Source organism: Pseudomonas sp. H1_A03, from assembly GCF_054685145.1.
Window position 1 is genome coordinate 4,404,012 of record NZ_CP162829.1, and the last position, 17,614, is coordinate 4,421,625.

Here is a 17,614-nt window from a genome sequence, read left to right on the forward strand (position 1 = left end):
AGTTTTTCTATACGTATCTTAGCCTTCGCGGTGCCAGAACTCAATCGTGCGAAACCGCCCAGGAGGCGTCAATGGCAGCAAAAATTACGTTCTTTCAAGTCGGTAATGGCGACATGACTCTGGTTCGGCTCGCGGACACACGCGTGACAACTATCCTGACCGACATCAACATTCGTAGTTCAGCGGATGACCCCGACGATGATATGCCTGACGTTGCAGGCGCACTGCGTCAGCGGTTGATGTATGACAAAGATCAGCGTCCGTTTGTTGACGCCTTTATGCTTAGCCATCCGGATCAGGACCATTGCCGCGGCCTGCGCAAGCATTTCTGGCTGGGGCGTCCGGAGGACTATCCGGATGACCATCTTGAGCGCTCAGAACGGCGCATTATCATCCGTGAACTGTGGTCGTCTCCGCTGATTTTCCGCCGTCGTTCGGTGAACCACACCTTGTGTGACGATGCGCGCGCCTTCAATTCGGAAGCTCGCCGGCGCGTGGCGCACTGGCGTGCAAATGGTTATGCCACCAGCGGCAATCGCATTCTCATCATGGGTGAAGACAATGACGACAAAACCGATGATTTAGGCGCCATCCTGATAAGGTCGGGCGATACTTTCAACAAAATTGACGGTGAGTATTCATCGCTGTTTTCCGCTCGCCTATTAGCGCCAGCGCCGCATGAAGATGATCAGGAGCTGGAGACTCTGCTGTCTAAAAATGACTCCAGCATCGTCATGAACATGGAAATTTCGCCTTCCATTTTTTCGAGCCGCAAGACGCGCTTTTTGACAGGCGGTGATGCGCGCGTGCTGATTTGGGAGCGTATGTGGGAGCGCTTCCAAGATACACCGGAAGTGTTGGAGTACGATCTCCTGCTGGCGCCGCATCACTGCTCTTGGAGATCGCTCTCGTACGACAGCTGGTCGGACCTTCGGGAGAACGCCCAACTCTGCGATGCTGCGCGCAAGGCACTCGGTCAGGCACGCGGCGGTGCGACCATCATTTCCAGTAGCAACAAAATTCTCGACGATGCCGTTGATCCACCGAGCATCCGCGCCAAGCGTGAGTATGACGAAATCACCGACGAGGTGGACGGCTGGTTCGGCTGTACCGGGGACTTGAAGGATGCCGCAGTCCTCGAATTGGAGGTCGCGAGCAATGGGAGTGTGAGCCGGATCGCCGCGGTAGGTATCGCTTCTGCTGCCGCAAGCACCGCCGCAGCTGCGGCACCGCGCGCGGGTGCACCTGAACGATGATCGAATATTTCGAACTGGGGGAGTTACCCGACACTCTGACCAGTGCGCCGCTCTACCCAGCGACCGTGGCTCTGATAAAAGCCTGTGAGAAACATCCTCACATTGCGATCCGTGAATTGCGTATTGCGGAGCAGGGCGACGATCGTTCGGAATACATCGTCATTGATGCGGGTGACGGTGAAGTCAACGCGGGCAACCCAGGGCGAATTCGGCGCAAAGAGCGGTTGGCGATAGAAATCAATCCCGAGCGGAGGGTCCCCATTGTCGCTCGCACATTGCGCAAAGACTTTCCGAGTCTGTCACACCAACATGCCTGGGTGCCCGGCACACCAAGGACACTTTGCCTGTACGAAACGGCGTGGAGTGCCGAAGAGCGCAGCTGGACCGCAGAGCGATTCCTCCGTCGGATATTCTGGTGGCTTAAGGAGTCATCCGAGCTGCGCCTTCACCGGGAGGATCAACCGCTGGAACAGCTCTTTTATCTCAGCCCGTACCAGCTGATTCTTCCCGCCAATCACTACGAATATGCGAACTCGGTCGACCGCAAGTTGATGATTCAAGAGGTCCAGAAAGGGCCGCCTATCACTTGGAGGGCGGTACCTGAGAGTGATGGATCGTCGGTGAAGGCCATCCGCATGCTGACGATCGAGGTCCCTCCAGTCGAGGCCAAGTCAGTGGTGATGTTTCCCGAGACCTTGGGCGCACTGCACGAACACCTGGTGTCGTGGGGCAGTGAGTTGGCCGATCGGCTGCTAAAGACCACCTTCGACGCCATACCAAATGGCATCAAACCGCCGAGCGGGAAAGGGGAGGCACTGCTGATTCTGGTGTGGGTACCGCGCTTACGCAATGGGCGCGACGAGCGCCCTAATGTTATGGGGTATGTAGTAGGCACTTCACTCTACGAGCTCGCCTGTGCATTCGATATCTTAGGGCCAAAGGACGGGGAGGGGCTGCAGTTCCGCTTCCAGCCACTGGATGGCCAGGTCGGTGCGGGCTGGCAGAAGCTTCCGCTGTTACCTGTGGAAATTCGTCCCGGGATGGACGCCAAGAATGCGCGAGATCTGTCTGCAATTGACCATGATACCGCCGTTTTTAAAGGCGTATTGGCCGGTGTCGGGGCCTTGGGAAGCACTTTGGCTGATATCTGGGTGCGCTCGGGCTGGGGGCAATGGACATTTATCGATCCTGATCAGTTGATGCCGCACAATCTGGTCCGGCAATGGGGGTTCGATGGCCACCTGGGTTTGTCGAAGACCGCGGTTGTGCAGGAGCTGGCGACGTACATCTATCCGCATGAGCCCGCCCCGACTGCCATCGCCAAGAGCGTTGTCGAGGAAGATGGGGATGTGGTTCAGGCGCTTCGAGACGCGCAGCTAGTGGTGGATGTCACCACCACCTTTGAAGCGCCTCGTAGCTTGGCAGTTCGCGCTGATGCACCTCGAACCATCAGTTTGTTCCTCACTCCCTCGGGGCTCTCCAGTGTCATGCTCATGGAGGACGCCAGCAGGACGCAGCGAATCGACGCCCTGGAGGGGCAGTATTACCGCGCGATCCTGAACAGTGAGTGGGGGCAATCTCATCTCGAGCATCATTTCGGCGACCGCTGGGTGGGAGGCGGTTGCCGGGACATATCGGTGCGCATGTCCAATGAGTGCATTCATGCACATGCCGGGATCTTGTCGCGCCAACTTCGCCAGGCAGTGCTTAAAGAGGAGGCCCGGCTCTGTATTTGGTCATCCGATGAGGCTTCAGGGGCCGTTCATGCGCACGAGGTGGAATTGTTTGCGGTGACGCGCGAAATTACCGCGGGCTGGACCGTCACGTATGACCACGGTCTTCGGCTGAAGCTTAAGGACATCAGAAGGGGCGCGCTGCCAAATGAAACCGGTGGTGCCATTCTCGGTGTCACCGATTTCAAGAACAGGACCATCACTCTTGTTGATGTGCTACCTGCGCCATCCGACAGCGAATCCAGCCCTACTCATTTCATCCGCGGCAAGGAAGGACAACGGGAGGCATTAGAAAGGGTGCAGCAATTGACTGCGCGGGTGGTTGATTACGTAGGCGATTGGCATTCCCATCCGCCTGGCTCTTCGGCAAGGGCGAGTGTTGACGACGAAAAGTTGATAGCGACCTTGCATCAAAGAATGAGTGCTGATGGCTTGCCTGCGGTTATGGTCATCGTTTCGGAGCATGAGATAAACATAGTTGTTAAGCAATAACGTTAAACATTAGAACGTGCTGCAAGTTCACTCACGTCCACCCTGCGGCAGGACGCTAGTGGGTAGACGACTTGACCGGTTGGGCATCTATATAGGTGTGGGCTTGGCCAATATTAGGCTGCGATGGAAATACGATTTAGCTCTTTAGCTGCGTTGCTTTAGGCCGCAAGCGTTGTTGACATGATCGTCCACCTTAAATGCCTGCTTGGCATGGAGCGCTGCCGAGTACAAGTCGTTCAATTGGATACCAGGCATCAAGAGCACAAGGGGAGATTGGCTTCTAATATGGCAGTGATCTCAGGTAATCCATTGCGCCGCGCATAGTTAAAATTTGAGTTTTGAACTTTACCTCATCCGTACATCTTTAATGCTAGTAACCGTCAACGTGAATAGTGGGTAGAAAAAATGAACGAAACTAAGTCGGAGTTGAATAGTGGAGGCGAGCAACATCTGAATGGTGTCTATGGAGGGTGGGAGCTCCTTATTGCGGGTGTGGTCTTGGTTGTTGTGGCTCTGCTGGATGTCGCCTATCTTCAACTCTATCTTTCTGGTCGCGAACCGGTATATGTATTCTCGGCGGTTATGATCAGCGCCTTGGGGGGCTTTATATTGTGGCTTCCGTTCGCAAGGAGAAGGATCGAAGCGGCCGGAGAAACCCGATTCTCAAATTTCCTGGCCTTACCGGACAATGAGGTACCTATTACGTTTCCGGTGGTATCGGCTTTTCTGGGTGAACAAGCGTTGGGCGGCTTTTTAGGCAGCGTGCTCATGCTGACGACGCACGGGGTTTTTTCCAATTTTGGGGCTGCGATCGCAGGAATTTATTGCTTTGCTCTAATAGTCCTTGCGATCACAATTACATCTTTCTCGCTTCTTAGATTTGTTGTTCTCTTTGCTAGATATGGTTGGGCCACTTATGGGATTATAGCTGTTTCCTCGCTCATTGTGATGTTCGGATTTTTCTGGGCGGGAGTGACATCGGTATCGTAGTTGCAGGTGTATGGTGGGAATGCTGTTGCTCATGGAGGCCATGTCACGCAAAGTCAAGCGGCACTGGGGTGTCATATTTTTAATGATACTTCCGACTGTATTTTTTCTGAACAGCCTTGGCGGGGGCGTCGCAGACAATGGCGATGGGACGTTGGTAATCCCTAGATGTGAATTTCCATTTATAGTCTCGTTGGGAAATTACTACTCAAGAATTACTTATGTCAAAGTTTGCATAGTTCCGTCAACTCAAAAGATACCTGGCCGATCTAGAGGCCCTGAAGGGGTAGCTTCAAGTCGTGCGAGGGGTATTAAATGGTCGCCGTCATGCCCGACTTGGAGAATATAGTGATCGGACCACTCCCCAAGAGAATTTCTATTTTGATGCTGCCGTCTTCGTACAAAGATAGCATATGGTTTTTTAGCACTATAGATGAGAGCCCTGAGTCATCGTAAACCCACTTGGTAAAATCCCATAAATACATACGTTGCCCTGTATCTTTATAATTTTTAGGCTGTCCGCTGTGATCATCTTCTACTTTATCCAAAATCGTTTCTACAAGCTTGAAGGCCTCGCTTTTCGTTCCCACACATCCAGCGGACCCAAGCTGTTCCATAAAAATCAGCAATCGTTTCCACTTCGAGATCTGATTCATAACTATCCTATTACCTTTAGGGGGTGGCAGATATAACCATCGGGGTGATAATTTTTTGTCTCTGATTTTTCAGAGACTTAATGCGGGAATTTTTTCGGGTTGCAACTAACTTATCGATAGCACCAGAGATGGTCAGGCGAATTTCATCTATGGAAAATTCGTTTGTGGAAGCGTCCGCATGTATGGTGACGCCATGAAGATCAATTGCCTTCGCAGTATCTATTTCCCATTTTACCCACGGCGAGTTTTTTATGGAGTCAGTGCTCAGCAGCATAAAAATATCTGCCTGCTGCAACTCATTTGCCACTCTTGCTTGCTTATTTTTTGAGTGATTGTGAAGAAGATCGATATAGATATCCCCTAAGTCAGATAATTCGAACTCCAAGATACTAAGGAAATCTCTCGTTATTATTTTGTCTCTGGTGGTGTAGCTGATAAATATCTTCATTTTTACTGGCCAGAGGCGAAATGCTTGACAATATGCATGATGATGGTTGCGAGCATGATGAGTACGAAAATGGTTGAGCAGTAAATGTATAGCAGCATGGATTTGTTAAAAATCGCTGCACTCCATGAATTAGACAGTATAGGTGGGGCGATAGATTCTCCAGTGTTTCGGTTTGAGATTTTAGTTTGAAGATTCAAAATTTTCTGTCGATTCACTCTTTGATAGTAATAGGCTATGGTATCGCACATCCAGAACCCGATGCTAATGAATAGGCAGGTTAGCGAAAGCAATAATGGAGTTGTATCCGTTCCGAGCTTCAGCATGGCCGCGATAATAATGCCCAAGGCACCCACGCATAATTTCTTGTATTCAAAGCATTGATTGCTAATTTGCATTGTTGACTCATGGTATTGCTCAACCGAGGACCAGTCTAGCTCGTCATCTAAGCTCTTCTTATATTCCGGCATCCCACTGCTCATATTTAAAACCCTTGGCGAAAGAGCGATCTTATCTTATGAGCCCGATTTCGCCAAGATCGCGGAGCTAAAGAGTTATAGCAGTCTGCGACTATTGTCAAAATTTTGGCTAGGGGCAGGGAGTTCCCATAGTTGACGAAGGGGAGCGGGATAACGCGCGACGGCAAGTGCTTGCGCAACTTCAGGGCTGCATCCGAGCGGCTCTGAAGTTGATGTCATTGACGTCAGCGCCCAGCTGCTGAGCGCTGGGCCGTTGAGCCGTTGAGCCTTGGAAGCTGGCGGCGAGGAAACGCTTGCGGCAATTGGCCGGTCGCATTGAGTTAGGGTTTCGCCTTCGCTCCCGTCTGCTTCCCATTCGCGAGCTTTTTCTTCTCACTGGCATTGCCATTTTTGGCAAGTTCGCCACGGATTCTGTGCAGTGCAAGGAATCTTTCCGGCGCCGAGCCCGCTCCATTTCTAAATACAATCACTTCCGCACTCCAGAACCCTAGTGCTGCGGAACCGCCGACCTCGCTAAGCCATACAGTTGCCGCGCTTGAGGCGCCTGCAGGTATATCAGTGCTGGCGCTATCTCCTATCGATGTCAGCATGGTCTGTGCAAAAAAGCTGGTGCCAGCTGAAGATTAATTTACAAGGTTAATTCCACCCACCAGCCATTTTTGCTGGCGTATGACTACGCGAGCTCGTAAAAACCGAATAGCCGGGCGTTCAACTATGCGTAAGAGTGAGCTGATCGCGGCGCTGAATGATTTGAGTTAAGGACGTGTAAAGTAGATTCGATCTGCTGCTCGACGGTGCAGTCAAAGCGTAGGTTGGAGATATCTACGGTGCATGGGCAGTCCAGTCATCCCACGGAATTGTATGGATAATTTTACCCGCGAAGGCATTAAGCGACGCCTCATATGCGCTCTCCCGATTACGTCACTTCGGCGTCATCAGCACCGCGAGTGTCATTTTGATGAACTCTTCGTTTTTGCTGATTGTATCTAGCGCACCGCGAACATTTTCGGCGACGTCAGCGGATCCGCGGTGCTCGACCCAAAGTGTTAGCTCCATGATGGCAGCTTCGAGGGCGAGTTGGTTTTGATTGATCTTGAAAAGCAGGGAAGGGAGCAAGTCTGAATTCGTCATTGGTTATTCTCCTTGTGCCGACAGCGTAGCAGTGGGGAAATTTTCGACAACCAGTTGTGTAAACGCGTTCGACGGCGACCACATTCAGCCCGGCGCGAGTCAGTTTTCCAGCGAGCCGCACCAGCTGAGGCCGACGATCACTGCGTCGACTTTGGGGCGTACATTGGCCATCAGGAATTTCTCTTCGTTACAGCGAATCACGGTCAGTCGGCGATGAGGGCAAGACCTCATCACTCGCGTAATTTTTGAAGCCACTGCGTTGGCGCTTTAGGATGAGCCGCTGCAGGTGTTCAACTGCCAGCGCGACGACGCCTCGTCGAGATGGTGCGTCATATCGACAATCGATGGGGATTGGCTGGAAAGTCCCATTTTTATTGGAGGAGCAGCTCTTCTATCATGTTCCTAATTACGCTGGGGTCTTCATGGAAACCATATTTAGACGCATGTGCTTTGTCAGTGTTATGCCCCAAGTAACTACCAAAGTAAGCAAAGTAGTAGTTTCCTATCTTCACGGTCTTTGGCTCTGAGCCGCAAAGCAATGAGTGAAGCTTCAGTAGCTGAGCTCTAGTAAAGTAAAAGGGCAGTGGTCTATTTGGGTCAATATCATAAGTCAGTTCAAGCTTTATACGGGGCATAATTCATGGGCTCAGCTATGTCAGGAGATTATCCCAGGGGAACACGTTTGTTAATCTCGCAGTAGCTACTGCCTTTGAGTTTGTGCAATTTTTGACTATACAATAACAGCTAATTTTCGTTCTGTTATCGCTGATGCAGCGATTTACCCTTGAGTCAACTCTGCATCAGCGGAAAGTCAGACGCTTTTTGTGACCTCATATACTACCTATTCCCGCGGAAGAGGTGCTACATCCTGAGCGGTGCTGAGGAGGCTGTTCAAGATGTCCGTGCCAATAAAAAAACCGGACTAGGCCCAGTTCTTCGTATCTAAATTGATCAGCAGCGGGGCGACAGCTCGTCATCTGTTACACGCTTGACCGACTTTCCGGCGAAGGCGGAACCTTCAACCTGACTAAATGCGTCAATGGCAGCTGCGCCAAAAAAGCAGCGGTATTTGGGCGACTTGTGCAGGCGCGTCAATCTCGACTTTGCTTGTGCTTTAACTTTGCAGTTGACTTCAGTTGCCATTTCAAGATCCCTCGTCGCCCACCAAATCATAGTCCTGGGTGAGATAGTAAGCAAGACCGACGCCTTGGTGATATGTGGAGCCTTCCCGCAAAGACGTCTCTCTGACTTCAGGTATAGGATCGTGAATTACAACGTCGTTCAGCTCCAGCAGCATGCCATGTTTTGAACTGCACCGGGACCCAACGCCGCCACATACTCGGGTAAAAAGCGTGTCGTGTGGGCTGCGCTGGATATAGAGAACAGAAATATTCTCGCGAGTGTCCTTGGGCGGTGCCCAGCACATGTCGTTTAAGGCGAGCTCCTCTGAAGAGACGGGTTGCTATCCGCGCACGCTCCTCTCCACCGGCCTTAGTACGCATATCCGACGCTCTTGGGAGGCTACCTATCGCCGTAGGTCACGTACATCCGAAAACAAGATTCTAAAGGGTGCCAAACTCTTATCAAGATTGTCTCTCAATGAATAGACGGTCCCGCTGGCCACTTGGTAGAGGAGAACGTACGACCCGTCTTGAGGATCTGCTGCAATCCCTGCCATCGTCAGTGGCTCCATCAGCCAGGTGGATTGTCTGTTGACATGAGGAGGTGTCACCAACTGAACCTGTTCAACCCACACATGGTTCGACTGGGCATCGACGAGCTGTTTGAGTTCATGAGCGTGGTACATCATGAGCATGCTGGCGAAATTTTCACGCCCAGACCTATGCGCCACTTGTATATAAAACCACGGCAACATCAGTTCCTGCTCAACGAAGCTCCACACCCTTTGCCCGGCTGGAGACGCTGGCTCATCGGGCGGGTCAAACGCTATTTCGGCACGCGGATAGGTAGTAAACATGGCACCCCCTAAAATGAACACTATAGATTGTAGTCCCATAGGATTCGATAGCGCTTCATCGTTCCTTTTGTGGGAACGGAAAATTGGAACTCAACATCGCCTTCGGCCAGGCGCTCAAAAAGGTTCGAGCCAGTAAAAACCTCACGCAAGAGGATTTTTCTACAGTGAGCAGCCGTACGTATCTCAGCTCGCTGGAACGAGGCCTGAAAAACCCTACGCTGGAGAAAATCAATCAACTCGCTGGAGCCCTTGAGGTGCATCCCCTCACGATCCTCGTCGCTACCTACATCGGTAGGGACGACCATCAAGACGTTGAACGGCTTTTTCAGACGATCAGGGATGAACTGGCCGAGGTAACCTCTCTTGAAAACCTATCCCAACGAAACTAAAGCGCCGCTAGCTGAAGATTTGTCTGTGCTCAGTGAGTGCTTGATTTCGCTGGCCGTGAAGATTTTGGCTGGACTGCGATCGCAGCCTCAGAGTGAATAAGTGGGGAAGGGTAGAGGGAGGCACCGTCGACACGATGCTTCCACAACACTATCGCTAGTACCAACAAAAGCATAGAAAGGCCTACTGGTAGACCCCAAACTCGACTCGTCCCAAGTAGTCTTCAATTACTCTAAATCCAACTGGGTTATCTACCAGAGTGAGAGGAATCAGATCCGCCAAGTGCTTACAGGGTTTTTGAAGCCATTCTTCGGCAAGCTGCAGACTGCCAAAAACCGTCGTTGCGTGCTCGAGAACCCTGGCGAACTGAAAAGCTACAGCACTTTGGAAAGCATTGAGCCGTAAGGCTCCATCATAATTCTTGCCGATTTTTTTATGCCTCGGCTTGCCAACGATTCGTTCGATGACCTTCGACGATGCATAGATCTTGGAAGTCGAGACCATGGCACGCACGTCTTGGAGCGTGAAACCTTCTTTCGCCAGCAAGAAAATGCTGAACTGGCTTAGCTCATCGATCCTGACTGGAGTCAGATACTCGGTTGGTCTTCGGACTTGTTGGCCTGACGCGGGCATTTGCGCATCATGAGAATCCATAGGGTTCACTTGTGACGTGGGGTGACGGATGAGGACTAGGTCTAGTCAATTCTAGATGGATTCAACGCGCAAGACATAAGGGCTGAAGGCTGCCCCTAGGGCGAGGAAATTTCAAAGTTGATAATTTTAGGGCGAGGCTGTTCTAAATTTCTACGAATTAAGCGTGGGTACGTGCGAGTTTCGCAAGGAAAGTCTCGAATTACCGCAGTCGCGAGCAAATGAGAGTGGCTGAGATACAGGGATTAACCACCCACAGCATAATACACAATTTAACATAATATACATTATGCGAAGTGTTATCTATAGAGCTGGGCAGCCCTGAAGGCTGCTTTTACCAGCTGACCAGGCTGACCAAGCCGAACTTCTCGCATCAGAGCAAACGCCACCCACAAATATCCAGCGACGCCTCACTCTAAATCTGGCGACGCCAAAAAAGCCCTGCGACGGTTAACTCGATACGGCCCAGCTCAGCGACGCTGACTAACTGGCAACGTGCTTGGAATCGTAATAGCCGCAAGTACGCAGTTGCAGGCTGTAAATCCAAATGCCGAACACCAAGGCGTACTCCTTGAATACTGGAAGCGACAACACCTCTCCGAAGGAATTACTGCTCAACAGGCTCAGTGTAGAAACCGCACCCAACGCCAACGCCAGAATAAAACACAACGAGTTGCTCTTTTTCCTGCACAGCAGCATCAAGCCGCCTGCGAAGGTCAGCAGCGTGACGGCACAGACATTGATAAAGAGCAAGATCGACATGTCGCCCATCCGGACCATTGGAAATCCTACGTATCCCACCCAGAGACCGGCTTGCAGCAAGACAATAGTGCAGTAGAAAACCGTCATGAAGACCGGCGCGGGACGTGTGTTGTACCAAGGTTGGGAGGTGCTTGTTTCCATAGCGATGTTGCTCCTAAGTGTTGGGCATGGTCGGGAATTATAGGGCAATGAACTGGTTACCCCAACGCTTGTACCCTGCTCTTTATTAATGCAATTAAGGTATAACTCAACTAAATAGTCATTTAGTTTAGTTATATATATTGACCAACAAATGGGTGAGAAAAGGTCAGCGAGACAAAGGCGGTTGTAGACCGCCGCCTGAGCTAAGGAGATTCGTGGAAAGTCGGAGGCAGCCCGGTGTGCAGTGTGCCAAAGGGGCACGGAACCTTAAGTCCCCTGCCCTGATAGCAAGCACAAAAATAACCATTAAAATTAAATAGTTAAGCGCCTAAAGCGTGAAGCGATCAACTGACTGCGACAGCTTGCCCGCCAACGACGACAACTCGTCCGTGGTCGACGCCGTCGTTGCGATGACCCGGCTATTACCCTCCGACATACCCGCAATCATCTCGACCTGATGCGCAATTTCATTGCTGGCCAGGCTTTGTTCCCCGATCGTACGGGAGATATCGTTGACCATTTCCGTGGTGTTCAAGGTGGCCTGGAGAATTTCGCGAATCGCCCGCTCCACCTCGGCGGTCACCGCCATGCCTTTATCCACTTGGGCTACGCCCTCCTCCATGCTGGTCACCGCTTCCCGCGTGCTTTGCTGGATACGCCCGACCATGCTGGCAATCTCCTGGGTCGAAGCACTGGTGCGTCCGGCAAGGCTGCGTACTTCATCGGCGACGACAGCAAAACCACGCCCTTGCTCACCGGCGCGTGCGGCCTCGATTGCGGCATTCAGGGCGAGCAGGTTGGTTTGATCGGCGATCCCTTTGATCACCTGGATAATGCTGAAAATCGCCTCGGACTCCTTGTCCAGCGTGCGGATAACCTGGGCGGATTGCTGCGCGGAACGGGCAATGCCGTCCATGTCACTGACCACCTGATGAATCACCCGGCCGCCGTCCTTGGCCAAGGTTTCAGCCTGGTTGGCCATGTCCAATGCGCGGCCGGCGTGCCGAGTGATTTCTTCAATGCTGGCGGTCATTTCACTCGCGGCAGCAGCCATGGTACTGGCCGCTGCGCTTTGTTGCTGGCTGCTGCCAGCCACTTCATGACAACCGTGGCTCAATTGCTCGCTCATGTCATTCACACCATGAGCGTTGCTGCGCACCACTTCGATCATGCCGCGCAAATCCCGCTGCATGGTGGCGAGGCTGCGAATCAATGAACTGGCTTCGTCCTTGCGTTTGGGCTCGACAATCGGTTCGCTCAGGTTGCCACTGGCAATGCTGGCAGCAATGCGGCTGGCCGTCTGCAGCGGCCCCATGATGCTGAGGATGACCCAGCGGCCCTGAGCCAATAGCAATAAAAGGCTGGCGATCAGCACGGTGCCCAGGGTGAAGTTGGCGTTGCTGATGGTATGGTGAGTGCCAACGCTGGTCTGTTGGGTGTTGGATTCAATCAGCTCACTCAGGGTTGCCATTTGTTCTTCAAGCCGGGTGAAAGCGGTGTTGAACGTATCCAGTTCGCCGCGAGCGGCTTCCGGATTGTCCAGCGCCAGGGCGACGATGCGCTCGCCTGCACCTATATAGCTATCGAGGCTCGGGCGGATTTTTTCCAGGTTTGCCTTGAGCGTATCGTCCAGTGGCAGTTTCAGGTTGTCCGCCAACACTTGGCGAAAATGCTCGGCGTGTTCCTGCAGCGAACTGTTGACCTCGGCCTTGGTGCTGGTGCTTTTACCCAAGCCCACCAGCATGGCCGATAACACATCGGCGCGCAGGGCGTCGTGCATCATGTCGGCTTCCATGTGGTTGCGCAGCACCGTCATGCTGACTTCATTTTCCTGCACGGCGTCACCCATCCGGGTATTTCCCAGGTAACTGACAAAGCTCATGATCAAGGCGGTAAGCAGTCCTGTCACAATCAACAGAATCAAGCGTAATTTGATCGTCATGCAGATATCCCCGTATCTGGTGAGCCGGTTGGAAAGTCAACCGCAGAAGCGCCACTGGTCACGTTATCGGCCGCCACCACGAGTTATTGAAGCCCACGTTTGCGGTTTTGTACGGATCCCTTAAGCTGATCGACCTTTGCTTCGCCCGGAACTGCCCCATGCCTCAACGTATCGCCCACCTTGCCTTGCTCCTTGGCTTGATCACTGCCGTCGGCCCCTTTGCCATCGACATCTACTTGCCGGCCCTGCCAACCCTGGGCGCCAGCCTGCACGCCTCGCCGGCGCTGGTACAAATGAGCCTCACGGTATTCTTTGTCATCATTGGGGTTTGCCAGTTGTTCTACGGGCCGATCAGTGATGTGTTCGGGCGCAAGCCACCGATCTATGCCGGCCTGGTGATTTTTGCCGTGGGCAGTGTGGGTTGCGCGCTGGCGCCCACCATCGAAAGCCTGATCGCCTTTCGCGCCGTGCAGGCGTTCGGCGCGTGCGCGGGCATGGTGATTCCCCGGGCTATCGTGCGTGACCTGTACACCGGGCATGAAGCCGCGCGACTCATGGTGCTGCTGATGCTGGTGATGAGTGTCTCGCCCATCCTCGCGCCGCTGGCCGGCAGCCTGGTGATCTCGCTGTGGAGCTGGCGTGAAGTGTTTGCCGTACTGGCGGTGGTCGCCGTGGCGTGCCTGATAATGACCATCGTGCAACTGCCGGAAACCCATCCCGCCGAGCGCCGGCTGGGCAAAACCCTGGGCAACGCATTCAGCAGTTATGGGGCGTTGCTGCGCGATCCGGTGTTCATTGGTTTATCGGTGGTCTGCGGCTTCGGCCTGGCCACATTCTTCGTGTTTATCGGCAGTGCGCCGTTCGTGTACATCGAGTACTTCGGCCTGACACCTACGCAATTCAGCCTGTGCTTTGCCCTGAACGCCGCGTCGTTCTTTGCGATGAGCCAACTGACCGCCCGCCTCAGCGCGCGTTTTGGCCTGGCGCCGCTGATTCGTTGGTCGGTAGTGGCCGTGGCGGCGGTCATGGTGCTGCTGGCAATCACCACGTTGTGGGTCGACAGCCTGGCATTGATGATGACGCTGCTGTTTATCGGCTTCGGCTTTCTCGGCCTGTTGCTGCCGGCGGCCGGCGTGTTGTCCCTGGAGGATCATGGTGCGATAGCGGGTTCGGCGTCGGCCTTGCTCGGAGCGATCCAGATGATTACCGCCGCGCTGTCCATGACCCTGGTCGGCGTGTTTGCCGATCACACGCCCGCGCCGATGTTGGTCGGCATCGCACTGTGTGCCATCGCGGCGATGCTCACCACGTGGTGGACGTTGCGACGCTTGCCCGCGCACCTGGCAAGCGCCCCGCCCTCCGCCTGATAGGCTCAGGCCCGACGTAAACCATTCGTCGGGCCCAACCGGCATCCATTACAACTATCGCCGGCCTGCTCATTACTAATCCCATAGCACCTTTGGAAACCTATGGAGATTGAAATGACTGACTACCCTCGCCCGCCCTTCACCCCGCAGGCTCAATCCGTGCCCGGCTCCCAGAAAAAAATGGACCCGTACCCCGATTGCGGCGAGCAGAGTTACAAAGGGTCTGGTCGGTTGGCCAACAAGATCGCCCTGATTACCGGCGCCGACAGCGGTATCGGCCGCGCGGTCGCCATCGCGTTTGCCCGCGAAGGCGCCGATGTGGCCATCGCTTACCTGGACGAACACGAAGACGCCAAGGAAACAGCACGCTGGGTCGAAGAAGCCGGTCGCCAGTGCCTGTTGCTGCCCGGCGACATCGCGCAGCGCAGCGTCTGCCAGGCGCTGGTCGACAAGACGGTCGAGCAATTCGGCCATATCGATGTGTTGGTCAACAATGCTGCGTTCCAGATGAGCCATGAAACGCTGGATGAAATCTCGGACGAGGAATGGGTCAAGACCTTCGATATCAACATCACCGCGATGTTTCGCCTGTGCAAGGCGGCGGTGCCGCATATGAAGGCCGGCAGCTCGATCATCAACACGTCGTCCGTCAACTCCGACATGCCCAAGCCAACGCTGATGCCTTACGCCGCCACCAAAGGCGCGATTGCCAACTTCACCGGTGGTCTGGCGCAATTGCTCGGCAGTAAAGGCATTCGGGTCAATAGCGTCGCGCCGGGCCCGATCTGGACGCCGTTGATTGTGGCGACCATGACCGATGAAGACGTGAAGAGCTTCGGCAGTGAAACGCCGCTGGGCCGGCCTGGGCAGCCAGTGGAAGTGGCGCCGATTTACGTGTTGCTGGCCTCGGATGAGGCCAGCTATATCTCCGGCTCGCGCTACGCGGTGACCGGCGGCAAACCCATCCTCTAAACCCTGCCCAATACCCTTGTGGGAGCCGGCTTGCCTGCGATTGCATCACCTCGGTACACCAGAAATACCGAGGTGACTGCATCGCGGGCACGCCCGGCTCCCACAGGGGATCCCCTTCGCCGGTTCTACAGATCAAACCGATCCACCGCCCGCCGTCGCTCATTGTCATCGCGCACGTCATAGCTGGCAGTGGTCTGGATATTGGTGTGATGCGCCAGTTTTTGCGCGATCGACAGGTCATGCTCCTCGATCACCCGCGTAATAAACGAGCGACGGAAGTCATGGGGCATGATCTTCACCCCCACCTGCTCGCCGCGCTGGCGCGCAATGTAGTAAATCGCATGCTTCGTGATGCGCTCGCGGGTGATATGGCTGCCGCGGCGAATGCGGTTGAACAGGAAGCTGTCGTCCTGCTCACCCTCCTTGAGCTGCTCACGTCGAAACGCCAGCCACGCCTGCAACTTAGCGAACGCCCAGTCCGGCGCGTACTTGATCAACGCTTTGTTGCCCTTGCCGATCACCCGCAGGCTGCGCTCTTCGAAGTTGATCTGCGCCAAATCGAGGTTGACCGACTCCGACTTGCGCATGCCGGAGCCATACAGAATGCCGATCACCGCCGCGTCCCGCAGGCCTTGCGGGCGTGGGTCGGCGGCGCAGACTTCCATCATTTCGCGGATCAGGCTGCGCCGCAGGTTGCGGCCCTGGCTCAGGCGCGTGCCGGGTGTGGCCTTGACGGTGCGCATGCGCAGCAGGTGGTCCTGGCTGATCAGGCTCATACGCCAGGCTTCGTTCATCACTCCACGCACGGCATTCACGTACAGCGACGAGGTGTTTGGCGCATAGCCATCTTCGCGCAAAGCGGCGACCAGGGCGATGACGTGTTCGGGTTGCAGCAGATGCCAGTCGATGTCTTCGAGGTTGATGTCCTCGAAGCCCAGGCGGTCGGCTGCATCTTGCAGCACGTAGCGCATGGTCAGTTGGCTGGAGGGGGCCAGGCGGGTGAGGTAGAGGGTCAGCGGGTTGCGGATAGACTCAGTCAAAGTAAATCAGCCTTTGGATTAAATACCTCGAGCAAGCCTTTGTTTAATCGAGGTATTTAGTGAATTGGCGAAGGCCGAGTCTAACCCAGGACGGGCCCTGGCACAAAGTCACGGGGCGGTGTCGTCATCCTCGGTGGGCTCCTGCGGCTGGACCAGGGTCTGGCTCCAGTCGCTGTCCTGCTTCTGCATCAGCGCGAACCAGTGCTGGCGCATGAACGTCAGGTACGCTTCCGGCGCCTTGGCAAAGTCCTTCTCGTCGCCATAACACCCCGGCAATGGCAATTCGGTGCCCTGCTCCTTGTATTGGCTGACCAGCTCCTGCTGCCCGGCCACGCTGCAATCCTTGGGCAATGGCATGCCACGCAGTGCGCCGGCCTCTTCGTCCCACCAGGCCGCACCGACGCGGTCGACACCGCGCAGACGGTACTTCTGCGACTTACCGACATGCATGATCAGCTTGAATTCGTTAGGGCTGACGTCGCTGGTGCAGGTGCGCGAATACCCCACGGTAGCCTGCGTGATGCCGTCGCCGGTCAAGTCGGTGACCTTGGTGGCGGCCCGGTCGAAGCGCAGGGACGCGTCGAACTCGCAATGCTGCACATCGTCGTACAGCATCCACACGCGTTTAGGGCGGTTGCCGTCGATCAGGTACTGGGCCGCGTACACAAAGGCGGACTGGGTGCCGTCGTCGTCACGCTCGCTGACTTGCTCGGCGAGCACCAGCAAGTTCTTGCCTTGTTTATCGTCCCAGGTATAGGCGGCGATCTGCTTGCCACGCACTTCCACACCCTCCGGCACCTGGTCGATGCTGGTAAGCGCCACCCCGTCATCGGCCTGCACGGTCGTGACACACGCCACGCTCATCAACAACCCCATCAACACTGGCCGCAACTGGCCGCGTAAAAGCTGCACGCTATTCATCCGATCACCCTGGCAAGAGACGGCTTACTTTACCGGCACTTGGGGTGCATTGCAGAGAAGATTCTTCACTAAAATTCCGCGGCTGAGCGTGCGCGCCCACGTTGAACCAAATGCACCAGAAACAGTTCCTATTTCGCCAACCAACTAAAGCCCTAAGCCCCTTAGTTGTTTAGCTGAACCCTAGCTGTCTACCTGTCAAATAAACGAGTTTTTCATCAGCCTTTCATATCTGTTCCACATTTTTACGCTTAATCTTAAACACAGCACTTCATAG

The 17,614-nt window shown here is 54.3% G+C and carries 16 protein-coding genes and 1 pseudogene; 6 read left to right on the plus strand and 11 right to left on the minus strand.

Annotation, left to right across the window (positions count from 1 at the left end; translation table 11 throughout):
* Positions 1-71: 71 nt before the first annotated feature.
* The 3 genes from AB4O35_RS20480 (at position 72) to AB4O35_RS20490 (ending at position 4,471) form a co-directional block, all read left to right on the plus strand.
* Positions 72-1,256: a ComEC/Rec2 family competence protein gene (locus AB4O35_RS20480; protein ID WP_020302113.1), complete on the plus strand. Its 1,185-nt coding sequence runs from the start codon at positions 72-74 to the stop codon at positions 1,254-1,256.
* Positions 1,253-3,481, plus strand: coding sequence for a ThiF family adenylyltransferase (locus AB4O35_RS20485; protein WP_460149243.1), 2,229 nt, complete (start codon positions 1,253-1,255; stop codon positions 3,479-3,481). Before AB4O35_RS20480 ends, AB4O35_RS20485 begins: the two co-directional genes overlap by 4 nt.
* A 405-nt stretch (positions 3,482-3,886) precedes the next feature.
* Positions 3,887-4,471, plus strand: a complete 585-nt coding sequence (locus AB4O35_RS20490; protein WP_460149244.1) for a hypothetical protein — start codon at positions 3,887-3,889, stop codon at positions 4,469-4,471.
* 308 nt (positions 4,472-4,779) lie between these two features.
* On the opposite strand, the gene AB4O35_RS20495 is transcribed toward AB4O35_RS20490, so the two are convergent.
* The 5 genes from AB4O35_RS20495 to AB4O35_RS20515 all read right to left on the minus strand — a co-directional run bounded on the left by AB4O35_RS20495 (position 4,780) and on the right by AB4O35_RS20515 (position 9,157).
* Positions 4,780-5,124 carry a hypothetical protein gene (locus AB4O35_RS20495; RefSeq protein ID WP_460149246.1) on the minus strand — a complete coding sequence of 115 codons (345 nt, stop codon included), beginning with the start codon at positions 5,122-5,124 and terminating at the stop codon, positions 4,780-4,782.
* A 16-nt stretch (positions 5,125-5,140) separates the two neighbouring features.
* Positions 5,141-5,572 (minus strand): hypothetical protein, encoded by a 432-nt coding sequence (locus tag AB4O35_RS20500; RefSeq protein WP_460149247.1) that lies wholly within the window; start codon positions 5,570-5,572, stop codon positions 5,141-5,143.
* A gap of 1,397 nt (positions 5,573-6,969) precedes the next feature.
* On the minus strand, positions 6,970-7,179 hold the full coding sequence (locus AB4O35_RS20505) for a hypothetical protein (protein WP_170057832.1): 210 nt from the start codon (positions 7,177-7,179) through the stop codon (positions 6,970-6,972).
* Between the two features lie 951 nt (positions 7,180-8,130).
* Positions 8,131-8,322 carry a hypothetical protein gene (locus AB4O35_RS20510; protein ID WP_460149249.1) on the minus strand — a complete coding sequence of 64 codons (192 nt, stop codon included), beginning with the start codon at positions 8,320-8,322 and terminating at the stop codon, positions 8,131-8,133.
* Positions 8,323-8,704: 382 nt separating this feature from the next.
* A complete protein-coding gene (locus AB4O35_RS20515) occupies positions 8,705-9,157 on the minus strand; it encodes a hypothetical protein (protein ID WP_460149250.1) in 453 nt (150 codons plus the stop codon).
* An 83-nt stretch (positions 9,158-9,240) separates the two neighbouring features.
* Here AB4O35_RS20515 and AB4O35_RS20520 point away from each other — a divergent pair, with 83 nt between their 5' ends.
* Positions 9,241-9,546: a helix-turn-helix domain-containing protein gene (locus AB4O35_RS20520; protein WP_460149251.1), complete on the plus strand. Its 306-nt coding sequence runs from the start codon at positions 9,241-9,243 to the stop codon at positions 9,544-9,546.
* 181 nt (positions 9,547-9,727) lie between these two features.
* Here the strand turns inward: AB4O35_RS20520 and AB4O35_RS20525 are convergent, their stop codons facing one another.
* The 4 genes and pseudogenes from AB4O35_RS20525 to AB4O35_RS20540 form a co-directional block, all read right to left on the minus strand.
* The gene (locus AB4O35_RS20525; RefSeq protein WP_460149252.1) at positions 9,728-10,198 is read right to left on the minus strand and encodes an antitoxin Xre/MbcA/ParS toxin-binding domain-containing protein; all 471 of its coding nucleotides are present in this window, start codon (positions 10,196-10,198) and stop codon (positions 9,728-9,730) included.
* A gap of 480 nt (positions 10,199-10,678) precedes the next feature.
* Positions 10,679-11,098: a hypothetical protein gene (locus tag AB4O35_RS20530; protein ID WP_065873094.1), complete on the minus strand. Its 420-nt coding sequence runs from the start codon at positions 11,096-11,098 to the stop codon at positions 10,679-10,681.
* A 328-nt stretch (positions 11,099-11,426) separates the two neighbouring features.
* Positions 11,427-12,290, minus strand: coding sequence for a methyl-accepting chemotaxis protein (locus AB4O35_RS20535; RefSeq protein ID WP_371905344.1), 864 nt, complete (start codon positions 12,288-12,290; stop codon positions 11,427-11,429).
* Positions 12,285-13,040, minus strand: a pseudogene (locus AB4O35_RS20540) (MCP four helix bundle domain-containing protein); the annotation flags it as partial. The gene AB4O35_RS20535 and the pseudogene AB4O35_RS20540, both read right to left, overlap by 6 nt.
* A 158-nt stretch (positions 13,041-13,198) precedes the next feature.
* Between AB4O35_RS20540 and AB4O35_RS20545 the strand changes: the two are divergent.
* Positions 13,199-14,407 (plus strand): multidrug effflux MFS transporter, encoded by a 1,209-nt coding sequence (locus AB4O35_RS20545; RefSeq protein WP_460149254.1) that lies wholly within the window; start codon positions 13,199-13,201, stop codon positions 14,405-14,407.
* 114 nt (positions 14,408-14,521) lie between these two features.
* Positions 14,522-15,379, plus strand: coding sequence for an SDR family oxidoreductase (locus tag AB4O35_RS20550; RefSeq protein WP_065873091.1), 858 nt, complete (start codon positions 14,522-14,524; stop codon positions 15,377-15,379).
* Positions 15,380-15,504: 125 nt separating this feature from the next.
* On the opposite strand, the gene AB4O35_RS20555 is transcribed toward AB4O35_RS20550, so the two are convergent.
* Both AB4O35_RS20555 and AB4O35_RS20560 read right to left on the minus strand, forming a co-directional pair.
* Complete coding sequence (locus AB4O35_RS20555; RefSeq protein ID WP_065873090.1) at positions 15,505-16,419, minus strand: site-specific integrase; 915 nt, start codon at positions 16,417-16,419, stop codon at positions 15,505-15,507.
* Between the two features lie 108 nt (positions 16,420-16,527).
* Positions 16,528-17,340: a M949_RS01915 family surface polysaccharide biosynthesis protein gene (locus tag AB4O35_RS20560; protein ID WP_065945301.1), complete on the minus strand. Its 813-nt coding sequence runs from the start codon at positions 17,338-17,340 to the stop codon at positions 16,528-16,530.
* Between the last annotated feature and the right edge of the window lie 274 nt (positions 17,341-17,614).